Genomic DNA, 15,827 nt, shown 5'->3' on the forward strand with positions numbered 1-15,827 from the left:
ATTTTTTATGATTTATAAGATTAAACTTATATCATTAGCCACAAATTTGTAACAAGTGATTATTGCATTAGAATCGTACAATTCTGACGTGCGGTGTTAGCAACCGGTATCACCTGCTCCGCAACAGCGATTAAGGCTGTGCAGGACCGTGCGCTTCAGGCACATCCTTTAATGTTTTTAACGCTATGGCAACGTTTTGCAGGACGGTATGCCATTGCCCTGACGCGGGTTGGCGGAACAACCGCATGCCAGGATACCAGGGGGAGTCCTCACGTTGCTGTAACCAGCGCCAGTCGTGTTGGAAAGGCAACAGCACCCATGCTGGTCGGCCGAGCGCACCGCCCAGGTGAACCGGCGAGGAGTCCACAGAAACCAGGGTATCGATCACGCAAAGGATGGCCGCAGTATCATCGAAATCGTGGATCTCATCACTCAGTGACAGCAGCGACATACCTGGTGGCGGCGTGGCGGCCTGCTCGGCCGCTGGCCCTTTCTGTAATGCCAGGAAGGTGATGCCCTCCTGCGCCAGCGGTGCCAGTTCGCTCAGCGTCAGCGAGCGGCGCTTATCGTTGGCATGAGTGGGACGACCGGCCCACACCAACCCCACTAACGGGCGTGGCAGGTCGGCCAGGCGTACGCGCCATTTTTCTACCCGGGCAGGATCGGCAAACAGATAGGGCATTTTCCCCGGCAGATGCGACAGCTGTAAACCGAGCGCCGCTGGCAGACTCATCAGTTCACAGTGGAAATCGAAGGGCGGCGGCAGCGTCCCGCGCACCATCAGTTGGTGATACCCGCTGACGCCACGCGCCAGGTGATAAGCCTCCGGATTCACCTCCAGCACAACATGGGCACCGCTGCGCTCTTGCGCCTGCTGTACCAGCCGCAGAAACTGAAAGGTGTCGCCATAACCCTGTTCATCGTGGATAAGCAGCGTTTTCCCCTGCACAGACTGCCCTTCCCATCGCGGTTTAGCGATGTGGCGTTCAAGCATGCGGGTGTTGTCGAGCCGGTAACGGAAGCGATATTCGCGCCAGCCGCGCGTGAATTCGCCCTGTAATAACAACATCTCAGACAAGTCGAAGCGCACACTCACGTCACCGGGCGTTGCCTGCACGATCATCTCCAGCACCTGAGTCGCCTCGGCAAACTTCCCTTGCTGGCGAAACGCCACATAGAGCTGCCGCCACAAGGGAATTGGCCCGGTACCGGAGGCCAGCGCCTGGCACAGCATCACGTCAGCCTCAGCCCAGCGTTCGGCCTTCAGGAGTGAGTCAACTTGCAGGAAAATGGCGTGGACATCTGTCGGTATGAGGTTCATTGCGGCTCCAGACCCAGTGCGTCCAGCAAAGGACCGAGGTGCGCCGCGTGCCGGTGCCAGCGTCCTTTGGAGGAGGTGTAGATCGGCTGACGCACCTGAGCCACGCTGGCCGTGCGCACAATGCGACGTGTTTCGTGGAAGGTCAGGCAGGCGTCGTCCCAGGGAAGATCGATGAAATCAATCAGGCGCCGCGCCTGGCCTTCGAGGTCGTCGACCACAGCTTCGTAATCAACTTCGATGAAGCATTCTGCGGGCAAAATCTGGCGAAAATGTGCCATCAGCGTCTGGTACGCCAGGTAGAACTGGCCCAGTTCATCCAGCTGGTAAGCGAATAGCTGCTCGCCAGAAAAATGCTTGCTGTAACAGGACAGGCAAGTATCAACAGGATCGCGGCGGCAATGGATGATGCGCGCGCCGGGCAGCAGCAGTGGAATCAATCCGGCATAGAGGAAGTTGCCAGGCAGTTTGTCGATCACCCGCAATGCATCCGGCGCCAGATGGCGCACCTGCTCAAGGTAATCCGCACCAATATGGGCAAAATCGGCCTTGCTCCAGTGCGCCACATCATCCGGGAAGCGGCCTCCACGTGACACTGCCCGATCCAGCGCACGCAACTCCCCTGCACCATAAACCGCAGGATGTGAGGCCAGAATCTGCTCAATCAGCGTGGTGCCTGAGCGCGGCATACCGATGACAAACACCGGTCGGTCAGAAGCAGCGCCAGCGCCGCTGAACTGTGCCATCAAAGCTGGTGTGAAAACGGCAGCAATATTTTTCATCCACGCACTGGTTTGTGCGGCATCGTAATGAAAAGAGGCCCGTTTAAACGCATTACCCTGGTTTAAATGGAAAAATGCGCGATCAGAATCATGGGTATCCAGATAAGCTTTGCCCAGCGAAAAATGCAGCATCATTTTTTCATTCAACGGGGGAGCAGGTTCGCGTACTAACGCGGCTTCCATGACCACCACGTCGGGGTCGCCTGCCCGATAGAATTTGTTATCGCAACGCGCAGCGATAACCCGCGGCGAATCAGGAAAACGTTCCAATGCGCGTTCAAAGCCCGCCGTCGCTGCGTCCTTATCACCGATTTCCATCAGTAACACAGCACGCGCAATCAGGGCTTCCTCGGCGACCGTACCAGGTAATGCCGCAGCCTGGTGATAAGCCTGCTCAGCTTCTTTATACTGCCCAAGCGCCTGCAAGGCTTTACCCAAAATCTTATGCGTATTGGCACTATCCGGTGCGATGGCCAGGGCGTGACGTGCAGCGGCGACAGCGTCTTCGTAACGCTCATCGGCATTCATGATATGGGCAAGTGCAGTGAGCGCACCCGCGTGTTGTGGGGCAAACGCCAGCAGTGCGTTGACCCAGCGCAGCGCATCGGCATAGCGCATACGCGACAACGCAATTTCCGCCAGATTTAGGTACGCATCAGCCAGCTGCGGGTTGATATCTATCGCCCGCATGGCAGAGGCCACAGCCTCATCAATACGGCCCTGGTCAATCAACAGTAAGACAAGATTGCTGTACACCTCGGCGTAATCGGGGCGCAATGTCAGGGCACGCTGGTAACTGTCGTGGGCGCGGGGCAGATCGCCCAGACGCTTGTAAGTATTGCCCAGATTGTTGTACACCTCGGCATTATCCGGCTGCAATGATGCAACGTATTTCAGGCATTCCAGGCTAGCATTGAATTTTCCGGCCTCCTGCAGAATGATTCCAAGATTACTCCAAGCTGCGACAAGTTCCGGCTCTTGTTCGGTTGCGCGCCGGGCGGCTTGCTCGGCTTCCAGCAGCAAACCTTTCTGGCGGTAAAGCTCGGCCAGGTTGCTGTGAATGATTGCCGGTGCCTCCGGTGACTGGCTGGCCTTATGGATATAATCGAGAGCCAGATCCGGCTTGCCGTAGGCATGCATCATCATCCCCAAAAGATTGAGGGCATCGTGCTGTAATGGCGCGACCTGCAGCACCCGTAAACAGAGCTGCTCTGCCTGCGCCGCCTGGCCCGCGTTCCAGTGAGCATTCGCCAGCTCCAGGGCCTGAAACACCGTCAACTGCTGCGGGTGAAGAGGATTGCTATGACTCAAAATATTCCCCAGATATAAAAGGTAAAATCTCACTGGCTACATATGCAACTTACCGACCAGGAAATATCCCACTTTCAGATAACTCCTTATAGTATTTACTCCTTTCAAATTCCACACAAAACTCGCTCCACCATCTCCGTGCTTGTCTTACGATCCTCAGGGCAGAGTGAGTTTCATTTTGAACAGACATCAGCATTTTCTCGTATTAATCCATTAATATCCCCGTTACACACCCAGCTGCATGCTGCAACCCGGTGTAATCGGGTATTGCACTGTTAGTTACGCTTTTTCTGGCACCAGGGTAGACAGTTCACTCATGGGGAGAATCTGGAAAAACAAAGAAAAAATCAGCCATCAATGTCCGGAAGCATTGCTATCCATTCGCTTATATCATCATGCACATTTAATTATTAAGTGTGATGACTGTCACCCAAAATAACCACTTTGGACTTTTTGCTACTCGAAAATGTGCTAACACATGGCTTCTTGTAACTTAAGGTAAGATGCGATGAGGCTGTTTTTGTTTTCGCTTTTGGGCACGATTGTGGGATTTGGCGTAACATTTGCTGTATTCCCACTACTATCCGATCTGATCGTCGGCCCGGTGGTCAGTGATGAGGAGATGAATCAAAACGTTGGCTTGTTTCTGATTACCGCTTCCCTTTTAACGGTGATCGGCGCTCTGGCAGGCGGGTTATTTCAGCGGCAGCGACGCAGTAAGAAAAAAAGTTTCTGAATCCGCGTTATTTATCCGTTGCAGAAAGGGGCTAACTATTTAGCCCCTTTCTTATTCAGTACAGTATTTAAGAAGAAACAACTCCCGCAATCGCCCGCACATCACTGCCGGTCGGTGCCTGATGCACCCGCAGGCCGAACTCGCCCACTACCGCAAAGACATGATCGAAAATATCGGCCTGAATGCTTTCATACTCCAGCCAGGCAACGGTATTGGTAAACGCATAGATCTCAATGGGTAAACCCTCGGCGCCCGGTGCCAGCTGGCGTACCATCTGCGTCATGTCTTTACGAATCGACGGATGCTGGCGCAGATACTCAGTCAGGTAGGCGCGGAACGTACCCACGTTGGTCATACCGCGCTGATTCAGTACGGAGGCAGCGGCAACGTCGCCCTGCCCGTTCCAGCTGTTAATCTCCTCCTGGCGCGCCGCCATATAGGGCTTAAGCAGGCGTGCCTGCATCAGTTTTTCATGCTCTGCATCAGAGAGGAAACGGATACTGGTGGTATCGATATTGATACAGCGCTTAATACGTCGCCCACCGGAGGCTGACATGCCGCTCCAGTTTTTAAAGGCATCGGATACCAGGGCATAGGTCGGGATAGTGGTAATGGTGTTATCCCAGTTCTGCACTTTCACCGTGGTCAGCCCGATGTCGATTACCGCGCCGTCCGCGCCGTATTTCGTCATCTCCAGCCAGTCGCCCAGTTTCAGCATGGTGTTGGCAGAAAGCTGAATGCCTGCCACCAGCCCTAAGATCGGATCTTTAAACACTAACATCAGCACGGCGGCCATTGCGCCCAGTCCACTGATCAGGATCGCAGGGGATTTACCGATCAGCAGTGAGATCATCATGATGCCAATCACGATTGCGCTCAGCAGCTTCACGCCCTGGAAGATCCCCTTCAGGGGGAACTGCGCAGCAAACGCAAACCGGTGCGACAGGCCAGCGATCACGTCAAGCAGTGAGAAGAATGACATCAATGCATAGATCATTACCCACAGCTGGGCGCAGGTGGACAGGATCAGGGCGGCATCGCTGCCCTTTTCCAGCCACAGAACGGCCTGGAGATTGACGATCATCCCCTGAAGCATAAAGGCCAGCCGGTGGAAGAGTTTGTTCCCGGTAATGATTTGCAGCCACAGGCGGTTGCTGCCCTGCGCACGCCGTTCAAATGCCCGCAGGACAATGCGGTGCAGAATAAAATGCACGATTAATGCGGTAAGAAAAATGATGCCAACAATCACAATCAGCGAGGTAGGGTGACCTGGTTCTATTCCATATTGCTTCAGAAATGTAGCCAACTGCTGCATAACGCCTCCTTTATAAAACGAGGGGCGATCATGCCCTCTGAAGATGCCAGGTTCAACCTTTAGCGGTCCGTGGTCCCGACATTTACAATGACAGAGAAAAATGGGGTTTACGTGACAAACCGGTGCGAAAAACAGCGATACTCTGCCGATTGATTCGAACGGATAGCGGGTAACCTAAAAGGATTGTTATTGACCGTTGTACCGGAGCATCCTATGCCAGATAAAGACCCCGTTGTTGAACGCCTCTCTTTAGAAGTTCTTGCGCTGAGAAATATTGTCCAGATGCTCATCGCTTACGGCAATGTCCCGACCGGCGGCAAGCTGAATAAGTACCTGGAGAAAATTGCGGAAGAAGTGGAACACCGCGATGGACGTGAAGCGAATAAAGCCATTGCGGATGTGATACGCGGTTATATTCGTTAAGCGATATCCTGCCGCCCCGGCTGATACCGGGGCGGCAGGAAGGGATTACACGACTTTAAACACCGAAATATCTTCCGCCAGCTGCGAGGCTTCCGCATGCAGGGCGTGAGTATTTTCCGCTGTCTGATGAACCAGTGCCAGATTTTGCTGAATGGTACGCTCCATCTGCGATACGGCGAGCGTCACTTCGGCAATACCTTTGCTCTGCTCATCACCGGCTACGCGGATCTCCCCCACCACTTCTTTCACTTTCAGCACATCTTTCACCAGTTCTTCTAACTGACGTCCTGCGCCTTCCACCAGCTTACTGCCGGTCAGCACATTGCTGTCGGACTGACCGATCAGCGTTTTGATCTCCTGTGCGGCCGTTGCACTGCGCTGGGCCAGCGCACGGACTTCAGCAGCAACCACGGCAAAACCGCGCCCCTGCTCCCCGGCGCGCGCCGCTTCAACCGCCGCGTTCAGTGCCAGGATATTGGTCTGGAACGCAATGCCATCAATCACGCTGAGGATCTCACCCACACGGCTGGAAGAGACTTTGATGGTCTCCATCGTATCGATCAGCTGTCGCATCACATGACTGCTGCTGCGGGCGATCTGCGCCGTCTGCTCGGTGAAGGAATCGGCCAGGCGGGTATTCTCGGCATTCTGCTGCACGGTGGCATTCAACTGCTCCATCGCTGCCGCACTCTCTTCCACCGCTGCCGCCTGTTCGCTGATCTTGTCGGTCAGCTCCTGATTACTCTGCTCCAGCCCGCTGGCGTTGTGTGCCACATGCACACCGCTCGACTGCACGTTGGTGATCACCCCGGCAATCTTGTCGACAAACTGGTTGAAGGATACGGCAATATCGGCGATTTCATCACGGCCTGAGGTATCCAGGCGTCGGGTCAGATCGCCATCACCGTGCGCGATATCATCCAGCGCTTTACGGGTCGACTCCAGCCGCCCTGAAATCTGACGCGAGATAAACCACGAGGCAATCAGCAGCACGAACAGTGACGGGATCAGCAGCACAAAAATGTCCTGCATGATGTTGTGCGCCAGTGCGGTAACGGCGGCCTGAGGCGTGACCAGACCAATTATCCAGCCGGTATCCGCCATGCGGAACAGGGTGACCTGTGCCTCCTGGTGCAGCCATTCATCGCTGATGGCACTGAGTGTGGTGCTGCCGCTGGCCGACCCTGCCGTTTTCACCCCGGCAACCATCGGGGCCAGCCAGGGTTGTTGCTGCGCCAGATCGCTGAATTTTTTCAGTGCCTTATCTTTCACGCCAGGGAAATACAGCACGTTACCGGCCTGGTCGAGGGCGAAAGCATAGCCCCCGGTATTGCTGCCGTTGCGTTGCATAAAACCGGAAAGATTATCCAGCAGCACATCAAAGGTCGCGACCCCGGCAAAAGCACCGCCGTGGCTGTAAGGTACGCTACAGGTGACCATATTCACGTTGGAAACCGGGTCCTGGTAGACTTCGGACCAGTTGCACTTGTTGGCAGACGCCGTGCGGCTTGAGGTATACCAGCTTTCATTGTGATAGCCCGCCCCGGCCGGGTCGTTGTAGCCGTCCGAGTAATCCAGCCCACCGCTGGCGTTACGCGACCAGAAGAAACTGCGGCGAGCCACCCCCTCACTGAACGCGTTGGGCTCCGGCCAGATACCTCCCCCGGCGATACTTTTATCCCCTTTACTGTCGATGATTTGTGGCAAGACCTGTTTCACCAGCGCGTCATCATGTGGCAGCACTTCGGCCAGGCGGGCCAGACTGACGCCTTCCCCTTCAATACGGATAAGCTGCTGGTTAAGCTGACCGACGATATTCTCACCGGTTTGCTGAATTAAGCTGTTGCTGGCATCGATCACACGCGGCTGACCGCGCAGTGAAATCGCCAGGTAGACGATGACGCAGGTAAGCAACAACATAAACATGCCACCTAACGTCAATTTCCCTGATAAACGAACGGGAACCCACGACATAATGATTACCTCGGAAAATAAAATTGAAAATCGACAATCAGAGATAAGCCAAAGGAAAAGTGATTTTTATTGTTATGCGGGTAAGTTCTATCGACATACCATCAATGACTATCATCGGCCGCGCGCTGATAAAACTTTAATTCCACTTAATAACTTGATATATATCAAGTTCTAACCCTGCCGTTTATTCCGCGCCCATGCCCGATATCCGCCATTCATGTCGTCCTGAAGGCATTTCATTCCCTGTTCATGGCAGTTCATGCCTTTTTTCCCCCGCTCTCACAGGGGCGAATTTATCATTGTGCTAATTCAAGATTCTTAGCATTCCCATCGGGAGATATCCATGAACACACCTACTGCAGGCAGCAGCGTTAACCGCACCCGCTGGTTAACCCTGATCGGTACCATCATTACCCAGTTTGCACTGGGATCGGTCTATACCTGGAGTCTGTTTAACGGGCAGCTCTCCCTGAAACTGGATACCACAATCAGTCAGGTGGCTTTCTCGTTCGGTTTGCTGAGTCTGGGTCTGGCACTGGCTTCATCCGTTGCCGGAAAATTACAGGAACGTTTTGGCGTTCGTCACGTCACCATCGCTGCCGGGCTGCTGATGGCGGTCGGTTTGATGCTGACCTCGCAGGCCGATAACCTGTTTATGCTCTATCTCAGCGCGGGCCTGCTGGTCGGCCTGGCCGATGGTGCAGGTTATCTGATGACGTTATCAAACTGCGTGAAATGGTTCCCAGAACGCAAAGGGGTGATTTCAGCCTGTGCCATTGGCGCATACGGCCTGGGCAGCCTTGGCTTCAAGTTTATCTGTAGCTATCTGTTGAGCGTCTACAGCCTGGAAACCACCTTTATGATTTGGGGTGGACTGGCGATGAGTATGATCATCGTTGGCGCACTGCTAATGAAAGATGCGCCTGCGCAACAGCCATCCGGCAGCAAATCTACAGAGAAACGCGATTACTCGCTGGCGGAATCCATGCGTATGCCGCAGTACTGGATGCTGGCACTGATGTTCCTGACCGCCTGCATGAGCGGCCTGTATGTGATTGGCGTGGCGAAGGATATCGGCGAAAGCATGGTACACCTGAGCGCGCAGACCGCCGCCAATGCCGTCACCATCATTGCCATTGCCAACCTGAGCGGTCGTCTGGTACTGGGTGTCCTGTCCGATAAGGTGGCACGTATCCGGGTTATTACCCTGGCACAGGTGGTGTCACTGGTCGGCATGAGCATCCTGCTGTTCAGCCACATGAATGAAAACAGCTTCTTTATTGCCATTGCCTGCGTCGCCTTCAGCTTCGGTGGCACTATCACGGTTTATCCGTCACTGGTCAGCGATTTCTTCGGCCTGAACAACCTGACCAAAAACTACGGCGTGATTTACCTGGGCTTCGGGATTGGGAGCGTAATGGGATCGCTGATTGCCTCACTGTTCGGTGGCTTTACGGTGACCTTCAGCCTGATTATGGCGCTGCTGGTGATTTCACTGCTGATGTCCGCCACCATCCGGATGCCGTATAAACAGGCAGAAACGAAGAAAGAACTGCAACACGCCTGATAACACCCGTCAGTCAATTAACGCCCGCTATCGATAACGACAGCGGGCGTTTTCATTAATTTCCCACTATACCCAAAATAATTCGAGCTGCAGGAAGGCGGCAAGTGAGTGACAAATTGGCCGACGGCCATTTTGAACAGCGTTTACGCTGGCCCACAGGGTGAGCTTCAGAAATGAAGCTCATAATCCCGAATCACTTACTCGAGTAAGTGATTCGGGTGAGCAAACGTAGCCAACGCACATGCAGCTTGAAGTATGACGGGTATATTCAGACGACTCCCACCAATAAACTGCCTTTTTCATCCTTATCTTATTTCATTAAAGCCTTCTCATTCATTCGAGAGATATAATGAATTATTTGGAAATAACTTCCCGAATAAATCTACATTCACCGCATTATTCCTCCACTTTTCTTTCGTAAAGTTGTAGTCATTGAAAAGAGCAGGAGAACAACATGAAGACAACAATGAAAACAATAATGAAAGCAACCTCTGTGGTGTCTCTGATTGTTATGCTGAGCGGCTGTATTATTGCCCCTCCTCATCATGGCGGTGGCGGTGGGTATCACGGTGGCGGTGGGGGTTATCATGGCGGCTATCATCATGGTGGTGGCCCACGACGCGGCAGATAGGAATTTTTAGAAGGGTGGGCAAAGCCTGCACACAGCAATAAGCCGTAAGTCGGTAAATAAAATAAATGGTAAATAAGTACATTGGGCGGGAATTTTCCCGCCCTTATTTTTTAGCTTTTAATACTGTAATTACATTGATACCAGGCTTTCACCAGACCGGGCACATGACTATCCTGTGGCCGCAACGCTTCAACTTTATCAAAGCCGCGTTCACTACAATAACGCTCAACGTCTTTCTCCATCGCGGTTTTATCCACGCGGACGGGATTAAAACGGTATTGAACGGTATTCACTGCCGGATCTTCATCGACCTTTTCATAGGCTCCGGGTTTGCCGGAAGTACAACCTGCCAGCAACAGTAGCGCAAATGCGCCGATTATTTTTGATTTCATCATGGCTCCCTTCTTCCAGTGCCGCATCATGAGCTGCCCCGCCCCCCGGCGCTATCAGACGCCAGCGCATTTGCATAATTTTACTTAAGTTATGCAATGTTTTACCGATTGAATCGATTCAGGGAGATGAATAGCGTCAGAACGATTTCAGTGCGACTATGCACCCAGACATCGCAAGATGTCTGCGCAACACCAGGAAATTTTTTGCTATAATTAGAATGACTTATGCCCGCGGCGAGCGGGCTTTTTTTTGGACTTAATTACCTGTTCCGCTAATAATTATACGCAGAACGTTGGCGGAATCCTTACCAGTAAGTGCCAGAACCGACTGATAAAGGTCAATGGTCATGTCGCAGAGTTTCGCTTCATTCACCCCGGCTTCCGCAGGCGTGTTTAACGTTTGCAGATCGCTTCCCCAGCGCGCATACAACTGACGCACCACCGCCTGCAACTGCTCCCTTCCCTGTTTGAAATCAATGGGTTGCTCAATGCCATTACTGTGCTTAAGCAATACATCCATCGCCTGCAGCTCCCGCTCCGTCAGGGTTTTCGGTACCAGTTCACTGACATTGACCCCGCCTTTCACCTGGGGAAACAGGAAACGGAAGCACTGCTCCGGGCCACGCTGGCGGATCTGTCTCATCTGCTCCAGGGAAACCTGCATATAGTTAATCAGATCCTGGTCACGCGCCGCGTTAATCCGCTGATTCAACAGATCGGCCACCAACGGGCGCAGATGCTCAATCGCCTGTTGCTGCGGTATACCGGCTTCCAGCTGAGCGATCAGTTCATCATGCGCCTGCTGATATAGCAGGGGTTGCTGCGTTTTTACCTTACGCCAGACCGGGAGCTGTGCCAGACGGGCAGCGGCGGCATCAATTTCCGCCTGCTTTTCCCGTGCCGGGCTGACCCAACCATAGTAATAAAGATTCCCCACCAGCAGCGGAACCGAAAACAGCAGGATCGCCACGGCAGAGGCCATCTTTTTACGTTTGAAAAGGGCACCCAAAACGACCAGCCAGACCAGAGCGGAGAACAGCGAGGCAAGAATAGCGTGAGAAATCAAAACAGAACCCTGACGTTATCAGGCCGGATAACCGGCCCGTTAGAAATGTTAGTCGACGCGCACATCAAGTAATACCGGGCAACTGGCACGTTCAATCACCGCAGCACTGCAAGAGCCTTTCAGCAGACGGTTAAAGGAGGAGAGATGACGGCGACCCATGATGATCATCGCTGCGTTCAGGCTGTTCGCCTGGGCCACAATGGTTTCTGCCGATTCTCCGGCAGCGACGCGCCCACGCGCTGCCACACCCGCACGATGCAGCTCGGCTAACGCCTGACGCACAACGCCTTCTGCGGTATTTTGCTCATCCAGCGCCAGACCAAAGTCGCCGGGATCTTCGCCCGCTTCAATATCAAACGGACCGGATGCCGCATAGCTGGCATCCACACAGCACAGCACCACCACCTCTGCCTGCAAGGCCAGTGCCTGTTCGGTCGCAAGCTGAATCACTTTGCGGGCAATCACCGAATTATCAACAGCGACCAAAAGCGTTTTCATAGCCCTTCTCCTGTCAGTCTCGTAATGCAACTTTTCCAATTTCATCGATCAGCGCCTCTTTGCATTTGAGGATCGCCTCGCGATTACGTGCTTCATGCCGCTGGAAACGGGCGCCAGGGATCAGAAGACTGATGGAAAAGCGTCCCAGAATCGTGTCGATTGCCACGGCCATCGTGGAGATCCCTTCCAGCGTCTCGCCCCGGTCATACGCCAGACCGGTACGACGAATTTCGGTTAAATGTGCCAGCAACGCGGGGAAATCGCGCACGGTCAGTTCGGTAATGGCCTGATAAGCCTCACCCACCAATTCTCTGGCAGCGTCATCGCTCTCCAGCGCCAGCAGCGCACGGCCACCGGAAGTGCTGTAGAGCGGCAGGTTCATGCCTATGCGTGGCACCACCCGCAGTTCCCGGTCAGCCACAACATAATGCACAATCGCCAACTGCAGGCCGCTGGCCCGGGCCAGCGACACGGTTTCTCCGGTGGTGTCGCACAGTGCCTGAAGCCATGGCTGAGCAATAGCCACCACATCGGTATGCACGTTGGCGATCAGCCGCAGCAGAGCCGGGCCAAGCCGAACGCCACCGGCCGCGCCGTGGCTGCGCACCAGCTGCACTGAATCCAGCGCGTTGACGATGCGCTGCACGGTGGAACGCGGCAAATCGACCGCCAGAGCGATTTCGCCGAGGCTCATTCCGTTCGGTTTTGCGCCCAACGCATCAAGAATTTTCGCGGCGCGCGTGATCACCTGAATGCCGCCGATACGTTCGTCATCACGGCAGGTTGCGGACTCAAACATAGGGATTCTCTTTCCTTGTCATCGGCAAATACTGTAGCACTATTTGGCTTACTGGACACGCTGTATCACATTGCAATACAGCGCATCACCATGTAATATTCCGCTCAATGTATCACGATGCAATACACTGCATCGATAATAATAATTCTCGTCCGGGATACCTGCTATGAATGGCCAGCCAGCGGCGATGCCGCCGTCTCCGCACCCTTTTACTCTTCGCCTGGCGCTGGGCCTGGTGGGTGTACTGATCGCCGCGCTCAGCTCCGGTCTTAACGATCGCGTGACCGACCTGGCATTGGCTGATATTCGCACCGCGCTGGGGATCGATTTTGATACCGGCAGCTGGATCACCTCCGCTTACCAGGCCGCAGAAGTGGCCGCCATGATGATCGCCCCCTGGTTTGCGGTCACCTTCTCACTGCGCCGTTTTACGCTGTCAGTCACCCTCGGATTCTGCCTGATTGCGGCAGTCCAACCGCTGGTGACCGATGCCTCAGGCTTTATCGCTCTCAGGGTGATTCAGGGGATTTTTGGGGGTGCGCTGCCCCCCATGCTGATGACGGTTGCCCTGCGCTTTCTGCCCCCCGGCATCAAGCTTTACGGACTGGCCGCTTATGCCATGACGGCAACGTTTGGCCCGAATATGGCGGCGTCACTTGCCGCTTTCTGGACCGATTCCGTCGGCTGGCAGTTCACCTTCTGGCAGGTGATCCCGCCGTGTCTGATCGCCACGTTGCTGATTAGCCGCGGATTGCCGCAGGACCCATTGCGTCTCGAACGTTTCCGCCAGATTGACGCACTGGGGATGCTGACTGGCTGTAGCGGTATCGCGCTGCTGGTGCTGGCGCTGACGCAGGGCGAACGGCTGGACTGGTTCCAGTCACCGCTCATCAGCGGCATGTTACTGAGCGCCGCCGCACTGCTGGTCGTGTTCTTCATTAATGAATGGTTCCATCCGCTGCCACTGTTCCGGCTGCAAATGTTGCAACGTAAAAATCTGACGCATGGACTGCTGGTCCTCGCGGGCGTACTGATGGTCGCGCTGTCGGGGTCGGCCCTGCCCTCGGCGTATTTCGGTCAGATAGAAGGATTCCGCACCGCGCAGTTTGCTCCGCTGGCGCTGACCATTGGGCTACCGCAGCTGGTGATTGCCCCCCTGCTCGCGGCCTTACTGAATCTGCGCTGGATTGACTGCCGCTGGATGCTGACGGCAGGTGCCGGGCTGATGATCCTCTCCTGCGTACTGGGGATGCAGATCACCTCGGAGTGGGCGCGACAGAATTTCTGGTTAATTCAGGCGCTACAGGCGTTTGGTCAGCCGATGATGATCCTGCCCGTGCTGATGAGCGCCACCAGCGTGGTGCTGCCACCGGAGGGCCCCTTCGCTTCCGCCATGTTTAATACTGTCCGGGGTTTTTCCAGCGTCGCCGCTGGCGTGCTGGTCGAAAATTTCCTCACCCATCGGGAAAAATTCCATTCGCATACGCTGGTCGATCAGTTGGGTAACCGCCCGTGGCTGATGACCGCCACCCGTAGCGACACGGCCAGCAGCATGATGCCGCTGCTGCCGGATGGATCGGCCAGCTCGGTTGAGAATCTCAGCCATTTCAGCACGCTGGTGAAACACCAGGCGGTGATCCTCAGCCTCAGCGACAGCTATCTGATGATTATTGGCTTCGCACTGCTGCTGATCCTTCTGACCGCCTGGCTACCAAAACGCGTCTGGCCGCCACAAACACTGTTAACTTCAGCTCCGCAAACATCGAGATCATAACAATGAGTTTCACACCTGCTAAACGCACCTCTTTGCTGGTACTGCTGCTGCTGGTACTTTTGACCATCGCCTTTTTCATCTGGTCAGCGATCAATCGCCATCACCTGCGGACCGATGATGCCGTGATCGCCGCTGACTACACGCTGGTGGCCCCCAAAGTGTCCGGCTATATCCGCACGGTCAATGTGACTGACAACCAGCAGGTGAAAGCCGGTGATGTGCTGGCCACCATTGATGACCGCGACTATCGTGTGGCACTGGAAACCGCCAACGCCAATCTTCAGGTCAGCGAAGCGAAACGCAGCAGCATAGAAGCCCAACTGGAGCAGCAGAAAGCGACCATCGCCCAGACCGAAGCAGCCGTTAGCGCCAGCCAGGCCACGCTGAACTACGCAGGACAAAATGCTGACCGCTATCGTCGCCTGCTGAAAAGCGGCACCGCGACCGCCGATGAGCAACAGAAATCCAGTTCAACGATGTTAAGTGCGGCAGCGCAGGTTAAGCAGAGCCAGGCTGCCGTACTGGCCGCACGCAAAGAAGTTGCCGTCTTGCAGGCAAGCGTGAAGCAGGCGGATGCGGATATTGCGGCGATGCAGGCCAGCGTCGATCAGGCGCAGCTCAACCTTTCCTATACGCAGATTACCGCACCGATTTCAGGCAGCGTTGGCCAGCGGGCCGTGCGTCAGGGGGCGTGGGTCGCAGCGGGGACACGTCTGCTGGCGGTCGTCCCCTTGCAGCAAAGCTATGTGGTGGCAAACTTCCTTGAAACCCAGCTGGCCCATGTGACCCAGGGGCAACCAGTTTCAGTGACGGTCGATGCCCTGCCAGGCGTGACGCTGCGCGGCCATGTTGACAGTATTGCCCCTGCTACAGGTTCAACTTTTGCGGCGATTACTGCTGATAACGCGACCGGAAACTACACCAAAGTCGTGCAGCGCCTGCCGGTAAAAATCGTGCTGGAACCGGGCCAGTCAGACCTGCCACGACTGCGCGTTGGTATGTCCGTCGTTCCAGAATTAGAAATGCATTAATGTGAGAAAGATCCCAGAACAATCACCTTTATTTCGCAAGGGAATGCGGGTAGATTAGCGTCCGATCCTGCCTGTTTTAGGCGTTTAGAGGAATTGTTCGTGAAATATGCTTTGATGGGAATCTCTTTTATCCTGTTAATCTGGGTTGGCACTTTCTATCTGATGGTGTAGGGATAAAAGTGAAGGGGTCAGGACAACCTGACCCTTACT

15 protein-coding genes are annotated in these 15,827 nt (G+C 54.6%); 7 read left to right on the forward strand and 8 right to left on the reverse strand.

The window, feature by feature from the left end; translation table 11 throughout:
- Window positions 1-130: 130 nt before the first annotated feature.
- Entirely contained in the window at window positions 131-1,321 is a 1,191-nt protein-coding gene (locus FY046_RS04200) for a glycosyl transferase family 8 (RefSeq protein ID WP_446185782.1), read from the reverse strand.
- Complete coding sequence (locus FY046_RS04205; protein ID WP_133841240.1) at window positions 1,318-3,411, reverse strand: tetratricopeptide repeat-containing sulfotransferase family protein; 2,094 nt, start codon at window positions 3,409-3,411, stop codon at window positions 1,318-1,320. The genes FY046_RS04200 and FY046_RS04205 overlap by 4 nt, the downstream gene beginning before the upstream one ends.
- 508 nt (window positions 3,412-3,919) lie before the next feature.
- On the opposite strand from FY046_RS04205, the gene FY046_RS04210 reads away from it, so the two are divergent.
- The gene (locus FY046_RS04210) at window positions 3,920-4,147 is read left to right on the forward strand and encodes a hypothetical protein (RefSeq protein WP_159336167.1); all 228 of its coding nucleotides are present in this window, start codon (window positions 3,920-3,922) and stop codon (window positions 4,145-4,147) included.
- 67 nt (window positions 4,148-4,214) lie between these two features.
- Here FY046_RS04210 and FY046_RS04215 read toward each other — a convergent pair whose 3' ends face one another.
- Window positions 4,215-5,462, reverse strand: a complete 1,248-nt coding sequence (locus tag FY046_RS04215; RefSeq protein WP_159336166.1) for a mechanosensitive ion channel family protein — start codon at window positions 5,460-5,462, stop codon at window positions 4,215-4,217.
- 213 nt (window positions 5,463-5,675) lie between these two features.
- On the opposite strand from FY046_RS04215, the gene FY046_RS04220 reads away from it, so the two are divergent.
- The gene (locus FY046_RS04220) at window positions 5,676-5,885 is read left to right on the forward strand and encodes a hypothetical protein (RefSeq protein ID WP_133841237.1); all 210 of its coding nucleotides are present in this window, start codon (window positions 5,676-5,678) and stop codon (window positions 5,883-5,885) included.
- A 45-nt stretch (window positions 5,886-5,930) separates the two neighbouring features.
- Here the strand turns inward: FY046_RS04220 and FY046_RS04225 are convergent, their stop codons facing one another.
- On the reverse strand, window positions 5,931-7,859 hold the full coding sequence (locus FY046_RS04225; protein WP_159336165.1) for a methyl-accepting chemotaxis protein: 1,929 nt from the start codon (window positions 7,857-7,859) through the stop codon (window positions 5,931-5,933).
- 343 nt (window positions 7,860-8,202) lie between these two features.
- Here FY046_RS04225 and FY046_RS04230 point away from each other — a divergent pair, with 343 nt between their 5' ends.
- Together FY046_RS04230 and FY046_RS04235 are read left to right on the forward strand one after the other, a co-directional pair.
- On the forward strand, window positions 8,203-9,426 hold the full coding sequence (locus tag FY046_RS04230; RefSeq protein ID WP_159336164.1) for an L-lactate MFS transporter: 1,224 nt from the start codon (window positions 8,203-8,205) through the stop codon (window positions 9,424-9,426).
- Between the two features lie 478 nt (window positions 9,427-9,904).
- Window positions 9,905-10,057 carry a hypothetical protein gene (locus FY046_RS04235; RefSeq protein ID WP_166653668.1) on the forward strand — a complete coding sequence of 51 codons (153 nt, stop codon included), beginning with the start codon at window positions 9,905-9,907 and terminating at the stop codon, window positions 10,055-10,057.
- A 110-nt stretch (window positions 10,058-10,167) separates the two neighbouring features.
- Here the strand turns inward: FY046_RS04235 and FY046_RS04240 are convergent, their stop codons facing one another.
- The 4 genes from FY046_RS04240 to FY046_RS04255 all read right to left on the reverse strand — a co-directional run bounded on the left by FY046_RS04240 (window position 10,168) and on the right by FY046_RS04255 (window position 12,812).
- Window positions 10,168-10,449: a hypothetical protein gene (locus FY046_RS04240; protein ID WP_133842101.1), complete on the reverse strand. Its 282-nt coding sequence runs from the start codon at window positions 10,447-10,449 to the stop codon at window positions 10,168-10,170.
- Between the two features lie 256 nt (window positions 10,450-10,705).
- Window positions 10,706-11,515 (reverse strand): hypothetical protein, encoded by an 810-nt coding sequence (locus tag FY046_RS04245; RefSeq protein WP_446185783.1) that lies wholly within the window; start codon window positions 11,513-11,515, stop codon window positions 10,706-10,708.
- Window positions 11,516-11,563: 48 nt separating this feature from the next.
- Window positions 11,564-12,013 (reverse strand): universal stress protein, encoded by a 450-nt coding sequence (locus FY046_RS04250; RefSeq protein WP_133841233.1) that lies wholly within the window; start codon window positions 12,011-12,013, stop codon window positions 11,564-11,566.
- A gap of 13 nt (window positions 12,014-12,026) precedes the next feature.
- The gene (locus tag FY046_RS04255; protein ID WP_133841232.1) at window positions 12,027-12,812 is read right to left on the reverse strand and encodes an IclR family transcriptional regulator; all 786 of its coding nucleotides are present in this window, start codon (window positions 12,810-12,812) and stop codon (window positions 12,027-12,029) included.
- Window positions 12,813-12,978: 166 nt separating this feature from the next.
- Here FY046_RS04255 and FY046_RS04260 point away from each other — a divergent pair, with 166 nt between their 5' ends.
- The 3 genes from FY046_RS04260 to ypdK all read left to right on the forward strand — a co-directional run bounded on the left by FY046_RS04260 (window position 12,979) and on the right by ypdK (window position 15,788).
- Complete coding sequence (locus FY046_RS04260; RefSeq protein ID WP_133841231.1) at window positions 12,979-14,586, forward strand: MFS transporter; 1,608 nt, start codon at window positions 12,979-12,981, stop codon at window positions 14,584-14,586.
- A 2-nt stretch (window positions 14,587-14,588) separates the two neighbouring features.
- The gene (locus FY046_RS04265) at window positions 14,589-15,617 is read left to right on the forward strand and encodes an HlyD family secretion protein (protein ID WP_133841230.1); all 1,029 of its coding nucleotides are present in this window, start codon (window positions 14,589-14,591) and stop codon (window positions 15,615-15,617) included.
- A 99-nt stretch (window positions 15,618-15,716) separates the two neighbouring features.
- The gene (gene ypdK / locus FY046_RS04270) at window positions 15,717-15,788 is read left to right on the forward strand and encodes a membrane protein YpdK (protein ID WP_133842100.1); all 72 of its coding nucleotides are present in this window, start codon (window positions 15,717-15,719) and stop codon (window positions 15,786-15,788) included.
- Window positions 15,789-15,827 lie beyond the last annotated feature (39 nt).

It is taken from the genome of Erwinia sp. 1181_3 (assembly GCF_052824965.1).

Excerpts from the sequence above, each read along its gene's own strand:
- FY046_RS04200 (WP_446185782.1), bottom strand. The coding sequence starts at position 1,321 with ATGAACCTCATACCGACAGATGTCCACGCCATTTTCCTGCAAGTTGAC.
- FY046_RS04210 (WP_159336167.1), top strand. The coding sequence starts at position 3,920 with ATGAGGCTGTTTTTGTTTTCGCTTTTGGGCACGATTGTGGGATTTGGC.
- FY046_RS04215 (WP_159336166.1), bottom strand. The coding sequence starts at position 5,462 with ATGCAGCAGTTGGCTACATTTCTGAAGCAATATGGAATAGAACCAGGT.
- FY046_RS04220 (WP_133841237.1), top strand. The coding sequence starts at position 5,676 with ATGCCAGATAAAGACCCCGTTGTTGAACGCCTCTCTTTAGAAGTTCTT.
- FY046_RS04225 (WP_159336165.1), bottom strand. The coding sequence starts at position 7,859 with ATGTCGTGGGTTCCCGTTCGTTTATCAGGGAAATTGACGTTAGGTGGC.
- FY046_RS04230 (WP_159336164.1), top strand. The coding sequence starts at position 8,203 with ATGAACACACCTACTGCAGGCAGCAGCGTTAACCGCACCCGCTGGTTA.
- FY046_RS04235 (WP_166653668.1), top strand. The coding sequence starts at position 9,905 with ATGAAAGCAACCTCTGTGGTGTCTCTGATTGTTATGCTGAGCGGCTGT.
- FY046_RS04240 (WP_133842101.1), bottom strand. The coding sequence starts at position 10,449 with ATGAAATCAAAAATAATCGGCGCATTTGCGCTACTGTTGCTGGCAGGT.
- FY046_RS04250 (WP_133841233.1), bottom strand. The coding sequence starts at position 12,013 with ATGAAAACGCTTTTGGTCGCTGTTGATAATTCGGTGATTGCCCGCAAA.
- FY046_RS04255 (WP_133841232.1), bottom strand. The coding sequence starts at position 12,812 with ATGTTTGAGTCCGCAACCTGCCGTGATGACGAACGTATCGGCGGCATT.
- FY046_RS04260 (WP_133841231.1), top strand. The coding sequence starts at position 12,979 with ATGAATGGCCAGCCAGCGGCGATGCCGCCGTCTCCGCACCCTTTTACT.
- FY046_RS04265 (WP_133841230.1), top strand. The coding sequence starts at position 14,589 with ATGAGTTTCACACCTGCTAAACGCACCTCTTTGCTGGTACTGCTGCTG.